Origin of the sequence: Pseudomonas sp. MWU13-2100 (assembly GCF_023242365.1) — a bacterium.
Classification (GTDB): domain Bacteria; phylum Pseudomonadota; class Gammaproteobacteria; order Pseudomonadales; family Pseudomonadaceae; genus Aquipseudomonas.
In genome coordinates, this window is sequence record NZ_JALLIX010000042.1 from 1 (window position 1) to 15,549 (window position 15,549).

The window sequence follows — 15,549 nt, forward strand, 5'->3', positions numbered from 1 at the left end:
AGTGATAGCACAGCGTATGCCAAGTAGAGATATCTATTTTTATTGTTATATAACAATGACTTAATAAAATACTCAGTTAAATTCAAGGTGTTTTGGCAGGTCAATTCACTGCCAGACTGCCAAGATGACAGACATTGACAGTCAAGATGCGGTACGGGGACGCCGTGTTCAATCCTCGAAACCATATGTCCCACGACAGAAATCAATGAGATTTGTCCTATGTCATCTGCCGGGGAGTCGAACGTGGTCAAACTGACTGAGCTCATAGCGGGACGACGCTATCGCATTTCTGCGGATACTGCTGATTGGCACATTGCTGTTTACTGCGCTGGCCCCCGGCGCAGCCATTGATCGGGAGATCGCCATGCACGCAAACATTGGAACACTTGATCGTAGTCTACGCATTGCCGTCGGCCTGCTGCTCATTGGCCTCAGCCTGTCCGGCGTGATCGGTTTGTGGGGCTGGATCGGCCTGGTGCCGCTGGCCACCGGCGTTTTCCGTTTCTGCCCGGTCTATACGCTGCTGGGCATCAGAACCTGTAAGCGCAGTTGAAAGATAACAGCCGCGGGCACCTGGGTTGCCCGCGGCTGTTCAGGTATTGCGGCGCTGATCAGGTTCTTCGCTCACGGCTGATCAACCATCATATTTTTCGCGGTTTCACTCTAGCCGTTGCCTCGGCGACCAATGGATCATCCGGCCAATAATGCTTGGGATACCTCCCCTTCAGATCCTTCTTCACTTCGGCATAGGTACTGCGCCAGAAGTTCGCCAGGTCCTGGGTCACCTGCACCGGTCGCCGGGCCGGCGACAGCAGGTGCAGTTTCACCACTTGGCGACCGCCGGCAATCCGCGGCGTCTCGGCCAGACCGAACAATTCCTGCAGGCGTACCGCCAGAATCGGCGGCTGCTCGCTGTAGTCCAGGCGGATCGACGAGCCCGAGGGCACGCTCAGATGGTGTGGCGCCAGCTCGTCCAGGCGTTGCGGCAACGGCCAGGGCAACAGGCTGTGGAGGATCCCGGCCAGTTCCAGGTTGGCAAAATGACTGAGCCGCGAGACCCGCCCCAGATACGGTTTGAGCCACTGCTCCAGGGTCGCCAGCAAGATCTTGTCACTGACATCCGGCCAGTCGCTCTTGCCCGGGCCGCCCAGGTCGAGTTGGCGTAACAAGGCCACCCGCGCCTGCCATTGGCGCAGCTCCGGGGTCCAGGGCAACAGCTCCAGCCCCTTGCGCCGGACCAGGTTGACCAGCGCCTGGCTACGCGCCGCCTCGTCCAGTCCGGTCAAGGGTTCGCGGCTGAGGATCAACTCACCGACCTTGCGCTGGCGCTCGGCCCGCAGCACGCCTTCGCGCTCGTCCCAGTCGAGTTGGTCGACCGTGCTCACCTGCTCGGCCAGCACCGTGTCAAACAGGCCAGGATCGAATTCCGCCGCCAGGTAGATACGCTCTTCGCGCTGGCCTTGCCGGCTGCCCAGGTCGGCCACCACCAGCCAGGGCTGCTTCATCAAACTGTCGGTTTCGCTGAACAAGGCCGCACGACCGTTGGCCAGCCGATATTCCGCTCCGCCCTCGCGGCGCTGTTGCGCGACCCGGTCCGGATACGCCAGGGCCAACAGGGCTCCCAGCCAGCGCGGGTGATTCGGGTCGACCACCGGTGCACTCGCCACGCCGCGCAAGTAGCCGCGATACTGCCGCGCCAGTTGCCGGGCACGCTGCACACCGCCCTGGGCACTACGTGCCGCGCGCTCCTCCCCCGCCAACAGGGCCAACCGCGTGTGCAGGTCGGCACCGCCACCACGCTGGATATCCCGTTCGCCCAGCAGTGCCGCGACGTCGCAGGCCATGCTCGCCAGCCCCAGCGCCTGACCGCGCAGGAGCAAATGGGCGATACGCGGGTGCGCCGGCAACTCGGCCATGGCCTGACCATGGTTCGTCAATACGTACTCGGCGTCGGCCTTCTCAGCCAGCGCACCAAGCCGCTGCAACAGTTCCTGGGCCTGGGCATAAGCAGCCACCGGCGGCGCATCCATCCAGACCAACTCGCCGGGCGCCACGCCCCAGCGCGCCAGTTGCAAGGCCAGCCCAGCCAGGTCCGCCTGGAGGATTTCCGCGCTGCCATAGGCCGCCAATTGCTCATGCTGGGCCTCGGACCACAACCGATAGCACACCCCCGGCTCCAGGCGCCCGGCACGGCCGGCACGCTGGGTGGCGCTGGCCCGGGAGATGCGTTGAGTGTCGAGACGGGTCATGCCGCTGCCAGGGTCGAAACGCGGTACCCGCGCCAGCCCGGCATCGATCACCACCCGCACGCCGTTGATCGTCAGGCTGGTTTCCGCGATGTTGGTAGCCAGCACCACCTTGCGCTTGCCGGCCGGAGCCGGCTCGATGGCCGCACGCTGGGCCGCGAGGTCCAACTCGCCATGCAACGGGCACAGCAACACATCAACCCGCCCGCCCAGGCTCTCCTCCAGTTGCTGGTGCACCCGACGGATCTCCGCCTGGCCGGGCAAAAACACCAGCAGGCTGCCGTGCTCGGCGTCCAGCGCCTCGTGCACCGTCTGCACCACCCGTGGCTCGATAAATTCGCCGGGTTGAAAGGCCCGCCCCCAGCGCAGGGCCACCGGAAACATGCGCCCCTCGCTACGCACCACCGGTGCGTCGTCCAACAGCCCGGCCAGGCGCTCACCTTCGAGCGTGGCGGACATCAGCAGGATCTTCAGCGGCTGCTCGTCACGAAACATCTGCCGCCCGTTGAGACTCAGGGCCAGAGCCAGGTCGGCGTCCAGGCTGCGCTCGTGGAATTCGTCGAAGATCACCAGCCCGACGCCCTCAAGGGCCGGATCATCATTCAGGCGACGAGAGAGAATGCCTTCGGTCACCACTTCAATGCGCGTCCTGGGGCCGACCCGGCTTTCCAGGCGGATACGATAGCCGACGGTTTCACCGACCTTTTCCCCCAGCTCGCTGGCCAGCCGCTCGGCCGCCGCACGCGCCGCAAGGCGCCGGGGTTCGAGCATCAGGATGGTTTGCCCGGCCAGCCACGGCTCGTTCAGCAGCGCCAGCGGCACCCGAGTGGTTTTACCGGCCCCCGGGGGCGCTTCCAGCACCGCTTCATGGCGTTCGCTCAACGCCTGGCGCAAAGCCGGCAATACTTCATCAATCGGCAACGAATTCATGGTGGCTCCAAAACAGTGAGCCGAGTATAACGGCGAACTGCCCGGTCTTAATCGCGGTCTTAACAACTGATCCAGACGCGGCCCCAGCGGCTTCACGTTTCCTTCAGGAGATATCCATGCGTATTGCTTCCCGTGTTATTGGCACCGTTCTGGTTGCTACCCTGCTGACCCAACTGAGCGCTTGTGGCTCGATTTTCTACCCGGACCGTCGCGGCCAGATCGAAGGGCAGATCGACCCGCTGATCGCCGGTCTCGATGCCATCGGCATCCTGTTCTTCGTCATCCCCGGCCTGATCGCGTTCGGCATCGACTTCGCCACGGGCGCCATCTACCTGCCCCACGGCAAGACGGCGCAGATCGCCCCGGAAAAACTCCAGCAAGCCATCACCGCCGATGGCCAGGTCGACAACCTCAAGTTGCAGGCGATTCTCAAGACCGAACTGCACCAGACCCTGCCGCTGAACGACCCGCGCCTGATCCAGCAGAAAGGCAATCTGCAACAGTTGGCGATGTACAACCTGCGCCCCGCGGCCTGAGCCCCGGGTCACTGAAAGAGGACCGCGACCTTCATGACCAGCAGTCCGGAACACGCCCGCCTGTTACGCCTGGCCACCCGGGCGTCGATGGCGGTAGCCTGTACCCTGATCGTGATCAAGGCCATCGCCTGGTGGCTGAGCGGCTCGGTGAGCATGCTCGCTGGCTTGACCGATTCGCTGCTCGACGGCGTCACCTCGTTTCTCAATCTGCTGGCGGTGCACTACGCGCTGCGTCCGGCGGATAACGATCACCGCTACGGGCACGGCAAGGCCGAGTCCCTGTCGGGCATGGCCCAGGCGCTGTTCATTGCGGTGAGTGCGGTGCTGATCGCGATCCAGGCATACGAGCGCCTGAAAAACCCGGAGCCGATCGGCGCACCGTGGATAGGTATCGCCGTGATCGTGTTGTCGCTGATCCTGACCGCCGGGTTGCTGCTGTTGCAGCACAAGGTGGTCCGCGAGACCGGCTCCACCGCCGTGCGCGCCGACTCCCTGCACTACCGCTCGGACCTGCTGCTCAACGGCAGCATCCTGCTGGCATTGGTGCTCGCCGGCTTCGGCTGGCCGCAGGTAGACGCCTGGTTCGGCCTGGGGATCTCGGTCTATATCCTCTGGAACGCGATCCAGATCGGCCGCAAAAGCTTCGCCGTGCTGATGGATGAGGAGCTGTCACCGGATATCAGCCAGCACATGCTGGAGCTGGCCTGCGGCGTGCCCGGGGTATTGGGTGCCCATGACCTGCGAACACGGATATCCGGCAACCGCTGGTTTGTGCAGTTGCACCTGGAGTTGCCGGGAGAATTGACGCTGTCGGTGGCCCACGGCCTGAGTGACCAGGCCGCCGATGCCATCCAGACCGCCTACCCGCAAGCCGAGGTGCTGGTGCACGCCGACCCGCGAGAAGAGGTAACCCCCCGCCACTGATCCGTCAGTAGTTGACCTGGTAGCCGCGACTGCTCAGGCAGTTGCCCTGGGCCTGGCGATAGGCCTGGACCACCGCCGGTGCCGGCGCATAGGTCACGTTGGCCGGGTCGAAGCCGCTTTGCTGCACTGCCCAGCGATAGCAATCCTCGCCATCCTGCTGGACCTGCTGCGGGCTCTGGCCGTTGGCCGGATAGGCCACCACATCGTAGCCGTTGCCTTGCGGCTCGGGCGCCACCTGTGGAGCGGCGGCCGGTGGATCGACCACCACGTAGTCCTGGGTATCTTCCTGGTAGAGGTAATAGGCGCCGGCCGCGAGGAAAAACAGCGAACCACCGATCCAGACTTCCCGCGCATAGTCAGGCAGGTAAGTGGTGCGAATCCCTCGTGGCGGAGCGACGACTATGTAGCGTTCGCCCTGGGGGCGATACCAGTAACCGCCGGAGAAGAAATAGTCCTGCCCACGGTAAGGCACCCGCCAGTTGCGATCAGGAAAGCGATCGATCACATAGCCCGGGCGATATTGCGGGCCTGGACCCCAGCCATTGCCATGGCCGTCGGGACGACCTGGCCAGCGACGATCATCGTGGTGCTCGAAGTTGCCGCCAGGGCGGTTGTTGTTGCCACCCTGCCAGTTCGGGTTGTTGCCGTTGCGCCGGGGGATATCGGAATAGTTGCCACGCAACGGTTCCTGGGTCTGGCGCACGCTATCAGGGTGAGGCTGGATCGGCAGGTTGTTCTGCGGAGCCGGACGCGGCGCTTGATTGGGCTCGTTCTGCGGCGGGCGACCTTGCCATTGGCCGCCTGGGTTCTGGTCGTGTCGCTCGAAACGCTGATTGTTTTCCGGGCGAACCTGCGGCGCGGGCGCAGGAACAGGTGGTCGCGGTTGCGGTGCCTGGGGACGGACTTCGGGAGCGGCTGGCCGCGGAGCCGGCGCCTGGGGGCGGACCTCTGGCGCGGCTGGCCGTGGGGCCGGAGCCTGGGGACGCGGTTGATTGTTTTGCGGATGCGCCTCGTTACCTCCCGGGCGTCCTTCAGGGCGATGCTCACCCTCGTGTTTCTGATTATCTTCACCCTGGTTTTCTGCCAGCGCCTGCGCACCAACACTCATACAGAGCAAGCCAACACCTGCCAGACGCCAGATGCGCGATTTCATTCCATTCCTCACTGCGGTTCAGGGCTTAACCATAAGACTGGTAAAGCGGATTCCGGTTCTGTGACACTCTACCAGTCGCGCAACTTATTTTTCGCCCATTAAAAAAGGGAGACCCGTCGGCCTCCCCTTGAGAACTTCGTCCGTGCTCGGCGCTTTTGACGCCGGCTCACCTCACACCGTCTTCTGGACAGCGTGTAGCCCGGTGGCCGGCGCAACCCTGTGGGATTGTCGGCCGCGGCAGGCCTGATTCGGCGAGCCGCATTGGACTGGGGTGTCTGTCTCGAATGTGAACAGGCTTGCGAGACAGGACACTTGTCCGGGCAGTGATTCTGCTGATAAGCATAGGCCCGGGGCAGCGGCACAGGATTGCGAACATTGCTCAAATAAACATCTCTTGCGCAATTTTTAACTTCAGATAGATAATTTGCCGCAATAGTTATTGTAAAGGCCCTGATGATGAGCAAACTCGACCGATACGACCTGAGCATTCTGGCGGAATTGCAGCGCGATGCCCGTATCTCCAACCAGGAACTGGCTGAGCGTATCGGCCTGTCGCCGTCGCCCTGTTCGCGGCGGGTCAAGCAATTGGAGGACGACGGTTATATCTCCCGCCAGGTGGCCTTGCTCGACCGCAAGATGCTCGGTCTGAGCCTGACCGCCTATGTGCTGATCGGCATGGACCGGCATACGCCGGAGCGCTTCGAAAACTTCGAGGCGGCGATCCGCAGTTTGCCGCAAGTACTGGAGTGCAGCCTGGTGACGGGGATGGACGCTGACTACCAATTGAAAGTGGTGGTGCCGGACATGGACCACTATCAAAAACTGCTGCTGGGGCACCTGACGCGCATCGAAGGGGTGACCAGCGTGCGCTCCAGCTTTGTGCTGAACCAGGTACTCAACAGCACGGAGTTGCCGTTGACCCATCTGCGCAACTGATCGCTACGGCCGCGATCGCCCGTAGGAGCCTGCGGTTGACCGATAGCGCGCTTTATTGCCGGAGATCAGATGCGCTGCCGCTAGCGGCGTATAATCAGAGGGTTTTCCACCCCGCTCACGCTGGAGAGGTTTGATGGATCCTGCCGTTTTCGAAGAGTGGATGATGACCAGCCTGGTCAGCATCCTGATTATTTTCATGGGCTTTATCGTCTGGGACCTGGCGAAGAAATCCAAGGCCGGGCGCTTCGGCACCTTTATCCTGTTCTTCGTGCTGGGCCTGGGCATTTTCGCGTTTGTGGTCAAGAGCGTGGTAATCGGACTGATCGAGTCCGGCTCACTGTAACGCCACGGCCCGCTACAAGCGCGCCGGCACTTCCCGCCACTGACCTTGATCCAACCCGTCCAGGGTCCAGTCGCCGATGCGCACCCGCACCAGGCGCAAGGTCGGCAGGCCTACCGCCGCCGTCATGCGTCGAACCTGGCGGTTACGCCCCTCGCGAATAATCAACTCCAGCCAGCCAGTGGGAATGCTCTGGCGAAACCGCACCGGCGGGTTGCGTGGCCATAGCGCAGGCTCGTCGATCTGCCGCGCCTGGGCGGGCAGGGTCATGCCGTCGTTCAGTTCCACGCCCTTTTGCAACCGCTCGATCTGCTCGGCGCTCGGCACACCCTCGACCTGCACCCAATAGGTCTTCGCCAACTTGTGCCTGGGGTCGGCAATGCGCGCCTGGAGCTGGCCGTCATTGGTCAGCAATAGCAGCCCTTCGCTGTCGCGGTCGAGCCGGCCGGCGGGGTAGACGCCGGCCACGTCGATAAAATCCTTGAGGGTCGCGCGCCCTTCGCCATCGCTGAACTGCGTCAGCACATCGAAGGGTTTGTTGAACAGGATCAGCTTGGGTTCGGCCGGCGGGGCCTTGGCGACCCGACGCGGCGCGACAGGAGCTTTCGCGGCCGAACGGCGCGCAACGGGACGGGGTGGACGAGACATGGCAACGAGGACATCTGAGGATCAGGAGCCGCCATGCTAGGGCGTGTCGGTCATTATTTCCAGAAGTGCGTCCATAGACTCATTGGCTACTACCTTCTCAAGGCCGCCAGAAGCTTCGCGGGCAAGCTCCGCTCCCACATTAGTTTCGTGTCGTACACAAAACTCGTGATCGGCATCCAACTGTGGGAGCGGAGCTTGCCCGCGAATAGGCCCTCAAGATCGCTAAAAATCCGAGCCCTTAACGGAACGGCGGCTCGTCAAAGCTGCGCAGCTTGCGCGAGTGCAGCGAATGCAGCTCGGTACGCAGCAGGTCCACCGCGGCGATGCCGATCTTCAAATGCTGGCTGACGGCGCGCTCATAGAACGCGTTCGCCGAACCCGGCAGCTTGATTTCACTGTGCAGCGGTTTGTCCGAGACACAGAGCAAGGTGCCATAGGGTACCCGCAGGCGATAACCCTGGGCGGCGATGGTGCCGCTTTCCATGTCCACGGCCACCGCGCGGGACAGGTTGATCAACGGCCGTTCCTGAGCCCAGCGCAGCTCCCAGTTGCGGTCGTCGTAGGTCAGCACGGTACCGGTGCGCAGACGCTTCTTCAAATCGTCGCCACGCTCGCCGGTGACATTCGCCGCCGCCTGCTGCAAGGCCATCTGCACTTCGGCCAGGGCCGGGATCGGGATATTCGGCGGCACCACCCGGTCGAGAATCCCGTCGCGACGCATATAGGCGTGGGCCAGCACATAGTCGCCGATGGTCTGGGATTGGCGCAGGCCGCCACAGTGGCCGATCATCAGCCAGCAATGCGGACGCAGCACCGCCAGGTGATCGGTGATGTTCTTCGCGTTGGACGGACCAACGCCGATATTCACCAGGGTCACGCCATGGCCGTCGGCGGCCTGCAGGTGATAGGCCGGCATCTGGTAGCGGTGCCAGACCACCCCGGCGGCCACGGCCTGGGCCTCGCCGTAGTCCATGCTCTGGTCGATAATCACGTTGCCCGGCAAGACCATGCGCACGAAACGCGGGTCGTCACGCAGTTGCTGCAGGCCATGAAGGATGAACTGGTCGACATAGCGATGGTAGTTGGTCAGCAGGATCCAGGGCTGCACATGGCGCCAGTCGCTGCCGGTGTAATGCACCAGGCGGCGCAGGGAGAAGTCCACCCGGGCGGCGTCGAACAGGGCCAGGGGCAAGGGCGAGGTGTTTTCCCAGTCGTGCAGGCCATCGGCGATATCATCGGTGGCGGCCGACAGGTCGGTGCTGGGGAACACCCGCGCCAGGGCCGAGGCGGTGACGCCGGAGCCGGCCAGCTCATCGCCCTGCTCGACTACGTAAGGGTACGGGATGTTCTGTTCGCTGACGCCCACTTCCACCGTCACGGTGAAGTCGCGCATCAGCGGCACCAGTTGTTCCAGCAGATATTTGCGGAATGCCGCCGGGTGCGTGACGGTGACGCTATAGGTCCCCGGCAACTGGACCTTGGCGTAGGCCCGGGTGGTGGCGGGAACTTCACCCTGGTAGGTGTAGGTCAGGCGCAGTTCGGGGTAGCGGAACAGGGCACGTTGCTCGGCGTCAGGCTCGACGCGGTCCTTGAGGTAGCGCTTGAGCGCCTGACTCAGGGATCGGGTGGCACGCTCGTGGAGTTCGGCCAGACGGTCCACGGCTTGTTCAGGGGATTGCACGACAATAAAAGCTTCGGTCACGGGGAGCATCCTGTCTTCTGATGTTGCAGACCTTCATCTTGCCTGCAACAGCGTCGGACGGGAACACTGGGTTATAGTTCATTGCCACAACCTTGTGGCGAGCGGGCTTGCCCGCGCTCGACTGCGAAGCAGTCGTATAACCTAGCACCGTGATATACCGATACTGCGCGCCCGCAGGTTTTAGGGTGGCTTCGCAACCCAGCGCGGGCAAGCCCGCTCGCCACAATATCCGTGCAAACGCTCAAATATCCGGGCGCCCCCTCAAAAACCCCGCGGCGTCGAGCGGGCGACGATCGCCTCGACATTCACACCACGGGGCAAGGTACCGTAGACCCGCCCACCGGCCTCCAGCCGACTGGCGATAAAACCATCGCTGACCTCGGCATTGCCCGCTTCCAGCAACAACTTGGCCTGCAACGCCAGGGCGATGTCCTCGGTCAGTTGCCGGGCGCGGTACTGGATATCGTGGGTGTCGGTAAACGCCAGTTTCAACTGTTCGATATGCCGGGCCAGGCGCTTGTCGCCATGGCCGTCACCCAACTCGCTGAACAACACTTCCAGCACACCGGGTTCCTTGGACAGCGAACGCAGCACATCCAGGCACTGCACGTTCCCCGACCCTTCCCAGGTCGAGTTGACCGGCGCTTCGCGGTACAGTCGCGGCAGGATGCTGTCCTCCACGTACCCCGCGCCGCCCATGCACTCGGCGGCCTCGTTGATCATCGCCGGGGCGCGCTTGCAGATCCAGTATTTGCCCACGGCCGTCACCAGCCGGGCGAACTTCGCTTCATGCTCATCCCCCAGACGATCCAGCGCCCGGCCCATGCGCAGGCTCAAGGCCAGCGCCGCCTCGCTTTCCAGCGCCAGGTCGGCCAGCACATTCTGCATCAACGGCTGCTGGCTGAGCACGCGGCCGCCGACCAAACGATGGGCGCAATGATGGCTGGCCTGGGTCAGCGCCTGGCGCATCAAGGCACTGGAGCCGACCATGCAATCGAAACGGGTCATCGCCACCATCTCGATAATGGTCGGCACACCGCGCCCTTCCTCGCCAATCATCCAGGCCAGGGCGCCGCGGAACTCCACTTCGCTCGACGCGTTGGAGCAGTTGCCCAGCTTGTTTTTCAAGCGCTGGATATAGAACTGGTTGCGGCTGTCATCCGGACGGTGGCGCGGCAGCAGGAAACAGGTCAGGCCCTTGTCGGTCTGGGCCAGGGTCAGGAAGGCATCGCACATCGGCGCCGAGCAGAACCATTTGTGCCCCACCAACTCGTAAGGCTGTCCCGGGCCGCCGGCGCCGACGGGATAGGCCCGGGTGGTGTTGGCGCGCACGTCGGTACCGCCCTGCTTCTCGGTCATGGCCATGCCGATGGTCGCGCCGTTTTTATGGGCGATGCCGATATTGCGCGGGTCGTATTGGCTGCTGAGGATGCTCGGCAGCCAGTGTTCGGCGATATCCGGCTGCAGACGCAAGGCCGGCACACAGGCGAAGGTCATGGTCAGCGGGCAACCGGTGCCGGCCTCGGCCTGGCTGTGCAGATAGGTCATGGCCGCGCGAGCGACATGGGCGCCGTCCTGCGGATCAGTCCAGGGTAACGACGGCAAGCCGTGTTCGACAGCGGTACGCATCAGTTCGTGATACGCCGGGTGAAACTCCACCAGATCCTGGCGATGGCCATAACGGTCATGACTGACAAACACCGGTTTGTTCTGGTTGGCGAGAAAACCCGCCTCCATCAACGGCCCGCCGGCCAGGGCGCCATAGGCCTCGATCCGCGACTCGGCCCAAGCGGCACCGAAACGCCGCGCCCACTCTTGCAACGGCAGATCGATGCGATAGAGATTGGTCCCGTCCAGTGACGGTGGCTGGTTGGTGACTTCGTGAGTTTCGGCGTATTGATGAAGGTTCATGTCGGGCTCCTTTGAGAAGTGGCTTCGCAGAGAAAGGCCAGGGAACCCAGTGAATCACGCGTGCTGTCGCGAAAAAAGTGACATAAGCGCCTAAGTACCGGCGCTTTCACCCTGTACCGACGTCAACAGACGACGAGCCAGCAGGTTCTTCAACTCCTCGAAACGCACCGGCTTGGACAAGGTGTCCGTGACACCGGCCTCCAGGCAACGCTCACGCTCGCTGACCTCCGTCGAGCTGACCAGGGCCAGGATCAACAGCCCGGCACCGCCGGGCATCGCCCGCAACTGCCGGCAGAGCAACACCTCGTCCACCGGCTGCGCCGGGCAATCGAACAACAGCCCGTCCACGGCTTGCCCGTGCAGGACATCGAGCGCCGCTCGGGCGTCGACCGCGGTGAACACCCGATAGCCCAATTTGAGCAACATGCCGCGCACCACCAGTTGGCTGACGTTGTTGTCATCCACCAGCAAAAGGGTGCAGTCATAGGGATAACGCGCCACCGACGGCATCGAAGGCCGCACCACCCTCGGGATCAGCGCTTCGACCTCCACCTCGAGTTGGAAGCGGCTGCCCATGCCCGGCTCCGACTGATGGGTGAGGTGACCGCCGAGCAAGTCGATCAATTGCCGGCAGATCGCCAGGCCAATCCCCAGACCGCCATATTCGCGGGTCATCGAGCCATCCAACTGGAAGAAACGCTGATAGAGCGTGGCTTCATCCAGGTCGATGAAACCGATGCCGCTGTCGATCACCGCAAACGACAGGGCCCATCGCTGCTCCGCGACCTGCTGGCCGTGCACCCGCAACACCAACCCGCCCTCGCGGGTGAACTTGATGGCGTTGTCCACCAGGCACTCCAGGCATTGCAGGATCTTCTGCGCGTCGCCATGGAGACTGTCCGGCACGTCATCGTCGACTTCAATGGCGAAATGCAGGCCCTTGCCCTGGACGCGGCCGGCAAACTGCTCCTGCAGGCCATCGAGCATGCGTCGCAGGCCGAACGATTGTGTCATCACCTTGAGCCGGCCGGCCTGCAATTCGGTCAGGGTCAGGATGCCATTGACCATGCGCATCATGTCCCGGGCGGAACCGGCCGCCGTCTGCTGGTATTGCGCCAGCTCCGAGTCCAGTTCCAGGGTTTGCATCAGCTCCAGGGAGCCGATCACCCCATTCATCGGTGTGCGCAGTTCATGGGTGACGGTGGCGAGGAACTCGTCCTTGAGCCGGTTGCTGTTGGCCAGCTCGCGGTTCAGCCCTTCCAGCTTCTGCCCGGACTCGAGCAAGGTCTGTGCCTGTTGCTCGCGCATGGTGTTGATCCGATCGGCCAGGGCCAGGGACAACAGGCCGACCTCCAGGGCCGAGCCGATCTGACTGGCGTACATGGTCAGGAACACGTTCGGCAGATAGCCCAGCACCATCAGCGTATTGATCAGGCCGCCGATCAGAAACGCCGACCAGGCGATGATGAAGTAGCGCGCCACTCGCAATCCGCAATACCAGGCGCAGAACCCGGCGACGAAAATGGTCACGGTGAACGCCAGCGCGAGAACGGTCGCCAGGCGCAGGGCCAGGGCATAGCCGGTCATCAGCGACAGCGCCGTGACCACCACGCTGTAGGCCATCAACAGCAGCAACAGCCGGTCCAACCAGCGACTGTGGGTGGCGGTACGCAGGAAACTGCGGGTGAACTGACAGCCGAAGAAGCCTGCCAGGCCGATGAAGAAAGGCGTCGAGGCATTGGCCCACCAAGGGTTGTTCGGCCAGAAATACTGCGCCGCGGCGCCATTGACCGACAGTTGGTAGAAGCCGAACGAGGCAATGTAGAAGATGTAATAGAGGTAGCTGGTGTCACGCACGCTGAGGTAGATGAACAGGTTGTAGACCAGCATCCCCAGCAACACGCCATAAATCAGCCCCAGGACATACAGGCGCACCGGCTGGTTTTCGAGGTAGGCCTGCATCGACCAGAGGGTCAGCGGCGCTTGCATCGAACCTTCGGTTTGCAGGCGCAGGTAGACGGTCTTGCTTTCGTTGGGGGCGAACGCCAGCTGGAACAGGTAGTTGTTCTGCTTGATCGGACGACTGGCGAACGGCAGTTCATTGCCGGTGCGCTGGGCCAGGCGGTAGCCACCCTTGATGTCCGGCACATAAAGCTCGATGTGCTGCATCGGCGGATAGGCCAACTCCAGCAACCAGATGCGCGGGACGTTGGGGGCCTGGGGCTTGTAGGTCAGGTCGACCTTGAGCCAGAACGCCGATAGCGTGTAGCCGGCATTCAGCGAGGCCTTGTCGTGCGAGTGGAACCGGGCGGCCATGGCAGGCGAAGCGACCTGCGCGATATCGGCCTGGCCGCTCGCGTCTTCGAATACCTGCATGACCCGACCCAGAGGCAAGCTCTGAGTGGACTCATCAAACTCGACCGCGCTCGCCGACAGCGGCAGCCAGCTCAACAAAATCAGCAGCAAATAGCGCATACAGCCCCAGCATGGTCAATCAAGTCGCGTCAGGAGCCCCCCTTCCCTTTGAGACGACGTGAAACCTCATGACCTGTTATTCGTTTGGATCCACTCTAGCATAGCCACTGATGGCTAAAACACACCATTGAAATATTTTATCCAAAGGCTCTAGAACGGGCGTCCCAGCGCAAGAACGCGCCCTATAACGAGGGGTTATCGGCCGCATTTTGAAAAGCTTCAGGGCTGACATTCAACGCCCGGCGGGCACTCCCGAAAAAAGCGTTTGGTGGTAAGCTCGCGCTCCATGAATACCTACAGCTCCCGTCCCGTTGTCCTCTGTCTGTCCGGCCACGATCCCAGTGGTGGTGCCGGCCTCCAGGCAGATATCGAAGCCCTGCTCGCCCAGGGTTGCCATGCCGCTCCCGCGGTGACCGCGTTGACCGTGCAAGACACGGTAAACGTCAGCGACTTCCGCGTGCTCGACCGTGAGTGGGTGTTGGCCCAGGCCAATGCCGTGCTCAACGACTCGACCGTGGCGGCCGTCAAGCTGGGCATGCTCGGCTCCCTGGAAATGGTCGACACCGTGGTCGAACTGCTCCTGGCGCATCCGCACCTGCCGCTGGTCTGCGACCCGGTGCTGCGCGCCGGCGGCGGCGGACGCCTGGGCAAGGACGAAGTCGGCTATGCCATGCGCGAACGCCTGCTGCCACTGGCGACCATTGCCACCCCCAACCTCCCGGAAGCGCGCATCCTCGCCGAATTGCCCGAGGGCAGCGCCGACGAATGCGCGGAAAAACTCCTGCCGTTCTGCCAACACCTGCTGATCACCGGCGGACATGGCGATGAAGACGAAATCCACAACCGCCTGTACAGCCGCGACGGCACCCGCCAGACCTTCAAATGCCAGCGCCTGCCCGGCAGCTATCACGGCTCCGGCTGCACCCTGGCGAGCACCCTCGCCGGACGCCTGGCCCTGGGCGAAAACCTGGTCAGCGCCGTACAGACCGCGCTGAACTACACCTGGCGGACCTTGCGCGATGCCGAGCAACTGGGCAAGGGCCAGTTCGTACCCCGACGCCTGCCCCTGGATTTCTGCTCGTAACTTTCAGCGCTACCCAACACCCCGAGGCTGACCCGATGAAACTACGCGGCCTGTATGCCATCACCGACAGCCAGTTGCTGGCCGGTAAGTTCCTGTCTTATGTCGAGGCGGCACTGGATGGCGGCGTGACCTTGTTGCAGTACCGCGACAAAAGCACCGACGAGGCCCGCCGCCTGCGGGAGGCCGAGGCCTTGCGAGTGCTCTGCGAACGCTACAAGACCCGCCTGATCATCAACGACGACGCTGAGCTGGCGGCGCGGCTGGGGGTCGGCGTACACCTGGGGCAGACCGACGGCCCGCTGACACCGGCCCGCGCGCTGCTTGGCAGCCGGGCCATCATCGGCTCCACCTGCCACGCGCAGCTTGAGCTCGCCGAACAGGCAGCCCGGGAAGGTGCCAGCTATGTCGCCTTTGGGCGCTTCTTCAACTCCAACACCAAGCCCGGCGCACCGGCCGCCGACGTGGCGCTGCTGGAACGCGCCCGTCCACGGCTGCAACTGCCGATCGCGGTGATCGGCGGCATCACCCTGGACAATGCCGCTGCGCTGGTGGCCCACGGTGCCGACCTGCTGGCCGTGATCCATGGTCTGTTCGGTGCCGACAGCACCCGGGAAGTGACCCGCCGCGCCCAAGCCTTCAACGCCCTCTTCACTTCATGACTCCT

Annotated in this window: 13 protein-coding genes; 7 read left to right on the plus strand and 6 right to left on the minus strand. The window is 63.2% G+C overall.

Translation table 11 applies throughout. From position 1 onward, the window contains the following. The first annotated feature begins 364 nt into the window (after positions 1-364). Entirely contained in the window at positions 365-553 is a 189-nt protein-coding gene (locus tag M5B99_RS23660) for a DUF2892 domain-containing protein (protein ID WP_248806333.1), read from the plus strand. An 88-nt stretch (positions 554-641) separates the two neighbouring features. Here the strand turns inward: M5B99_RS23660 and hrpB are convergent, their stop codons facing one another. Beyond that, the gene (gene hrpB / locus M5B99_RS23665; RefSeq protein ID WP_248806334.1) at positions 642-3,176 is read right to left on the minus strand and encodes an ATP-dependent helicase HrpB; all 2,535 of its coding nucleotides are present in this window, start codon (positions 3,174-3,176) and stop codon (positions 642-644) included. Positions 3,177-3,292: 116 nt separating this feature from the next. On the opposite strand from hrpB, the gene M5B99_RS23670 reads away from it, so the two are divergent. Together M5B99_RS23670 and M5B99_RS23675 are read left to right on the plus strand one after the other, a co-directional pair. Next, positions 3,293-3,712, plus strand: coding sequence for a polyribonucleotide nucleotidyltransferase (locus tag M5B99_RS23670; protein ID WP_248806335.1), 420 nt, complete (start codon positions 3,293-3,295; stop codon positions 3,710-3,712). Between the two features lie 33 nt (positions 3,713-3,745). Then, the gene (locus M5B99_RS23675) at positions 3,746-4,636 is read left to right on the plus strand and encodes a cation diffusion facilitator family transporter (RefSeq protein WP_248806336.1); all 891 of its coding nucleotides are present in this window, start codon (positions 3,746-3,748) and stop codon (positions 4,634-4,636) included. 4 nt (positions 4,637-4,640) lie between these two features. Here the strand turns inward: M5B99_RS23675 and M5B99_RS23680 are convergent, their stop codons facing one another. Continuing rightward, positions 4,641-5,789, minus strand: a complete 1,149-nt coding sequence (locus M5B99_RS23680) for a DUF6515 family protein (protein ID WP_248806337.1) — start codon at positions 5,787-5,789, stop codon at positions 4,641-4,643. A 456-nt stretch (positions 5,790-6,245) separates the two neighbouring features. On the opposite strand from M5B99_RS23680, the gene M5B99_RS23685 reads away from it, so the two are divergent. Together M5B99_RS23685 and M5B99_RS23690 are read left to right on the plus strand one after the other, a co-directional pair. Further along, a complete protein-coding gene (locus M5B99_RS23685; protein ID WP_009045772.1) occupies positions 6,246-6,725 on the plus strand; it encodes an Lrp/AsnC family transcriptional regulator in 480 nt (159 codons plus the stop codon). A gap of 133 nt (positions 6,726-6,858) precedes the next feature. Further along, the gene (locus M5B99_RS23690; RefSeq protein WP_248806338.1) at positions 6,859-7,068 is read left to right on the plus strand and encodes a DUF2788 domain-containing protein; all 210 of its coding nucleotides are present in this window, start codon (positions 6,859-6,861) and stop codon (positions 7,066-7,068) included. A 12-nt stretch (positions 7,069-7,080) separates the two neighbouring features. Here the strand turns inward: M5B99_RS23690 and M5B99_RS23695 are convergent, their stop codons facing one another. The 4 genes from M5B99_RS23695 to M5B99_RS23710 all read right to left on the minus strand — a co-directional run bounded on the left by M5B99_RS23695 (position 7,081) and on the right by M5B99_RS23710 (position 13,801). Beyond that, complete coding sequence (locus M5B99_RS23695) at positions 7,081-7,713, minus strand: pseudouridine synthase (RefSeq protein ID WP_248806339.1); 633 nt, start codon at positions 7,711-7,713, stop codon at positions 7,081-7,083. A gap of 238 nt (positions 7,714-7,951) precedes the next feature. Further along, on the minus strand, positions 7,952-9,424 hold the full coding sequence (amn, locus tag M5B99_RS23700) for an AMP nucleosidase (protein WP_248806340.1): 1,473 nt from the start codon (positions 9,422-9,424) through the stop codon (positions 7,952-7,954). Between the two features lie 252 nt (positions 9,425-9,676). Further along, positions 9,677-11,326 carry an acyl-CoA dehydrogenase family protein gene (locus tag M5B99_RS23705; protein WP_248806341.1) on the minus strand — a complete coding sequence of 550 codons (1,650 nt, stop codon included), beginning with the start codon at positions 11,324-11,326 and terminating at the stop codon, positions 9,677-9,679. Positions 11,327-11,416: 90 nt separating this feature from the next. Next, the gene (locus M5B99_RS23710) at positions 11,417-13,801 is read right to left on the minus strand and encodes a hybrid sensor histidine kinase/response regulator (RefSeq protein WP_248806342.1); all 2,385 of its coding nucleotides are present in this window, start codon (positions 13,799-13,801) and stop codon (positions 11,417-11,419) included. Between the two features lie 286 nt (positions 13,802-14,087). On the opposite strand from M5B99_RS23710, the gene M5B99_RS23715 reads away from it, so the two are divergent. Both M5B99_RS23715 and thiE read left to right on the plus strand, forming a co-directional pair. Further along, on the plus strand, positions 14,088-14,885 hold the full coding sequence (locus tag M5B99_RS23715) for a hydroxymethylpyrimidine/phosphomethylpyrimidine kinase (RefSeq protein ID WP_248806343.1): 798 nt from the start codon (positions 14,088-14,090) through the stop codon (positions 14,883-14,885). Positions 14,886-14,920: 35 nt separating this feature from the next. Then, positions 14,921-15,544, plus strand: coding sequence for a thiamine phosphate synthase (thiE, locus tag M5B99_RS23720; RefSeq protein ID WP_248806344.1), 624 nt, complete (start codon positions 14,921-14,923; stop codon positions 15,542-15,544). The last annotated feature ends 5 nt before the right edge of the window (positions 15,545-15,549 follow it).

Excerpts from the sequence above, each read along its gene's own strand:
- M5B99_RS23660 (WP_248806333.1), top strand. The coding sequence starts at position 365 with ATGCACGCAAACATTGGAACACTTGATCGTAGTCTACGCATTGCCGTC.
- hrpB (WP_248806334.1), bottom strand. The coding sequence starts at position 3,176 with ATGAATTCGTTGCCGATTGATGAAGTATTGCCGGCTTTGCGCCAGGCG.
- M5B99_RS23670 (WP_248806335.1), top strand. The coding sequence starts at position 3,293 with ATGCGTATTGCTTCCCGTGTTATTGGCACCGTTCTGGTTGCTACCCTG.
- M5B99_RS23675 (WP_248806336.1), top strand. The coding sequence starts at position 3,746 with ATGACCAGCAGTCCGGAACACGCCCGCCTGTTACGCCTGGCCACCCGG.
- M5B99_RS23680 (WP_248806337.1), bottom strand. The coding sequence starts at position 5,789 with ATGAAATCGCGCATCTGGCGTCTGGCAGGTGTTGGCTTGCTCTGTATG.
- M5B99_RS23685 (WP_009045772.1), top strand. The coding sequence starts at position 6,246 with ATGAGCAAACTCGACCGATACGACCTGAGCATTCTGGCGGAATTGCAG.
- M5B99_RS23690 (WP_248806338.1), top strand. The coding sequence starts at position 6,859 with ATGGATCCTGCCGTTTTCGAAGAGTGGATGATGACCAGCCTGGTCAGC.
- M5B99_RS23695 (WP_248806339.1), bottom strand. The coding sequence starts at position 7,713 with ATGTCTCGTCCACCCCGTCCCGTTGCGCGCCGTTCGGCCGCGAAAGCT.
- amn (WP_248806340.1), bottom strand. The coding sequence starts at position 9,424 with ATGCTCCCCGTGACCGAAGCTTTTATTGTCGTGCAATCCCCTGAACAA.
- M5B99_RS23705 (WP_248806341.1), bottom strand. The coding sequence starts at position 11,326 with ATGAACCTTCATCAATACGCCGAAACTCACGAAGTCACCAACCAGCCA.
- M5B99_RS23710 (WP_248806342.1), bottom strand. The coding sequence starts at position 13,801 with ATGCGCTATTTGCTGCTGATTTTGTTGAGCTGGCTGCCGCTGTCGGCG.
- M5B99_RS23715 (WP_248806343.1), top strand. The coding sequence starts at position 14,088 with ATGAATACCTACAGCTCCCGTCCCGTTGTCCTCTGTCTGTCCGGCCAC.
- thiE (WP_248806344.1), top strand. The coding sequence starts at position 14,921 with ATGAAACTACGCGGCCTGTATGCCATCACCGACAGCCAGTTGCTGGCC.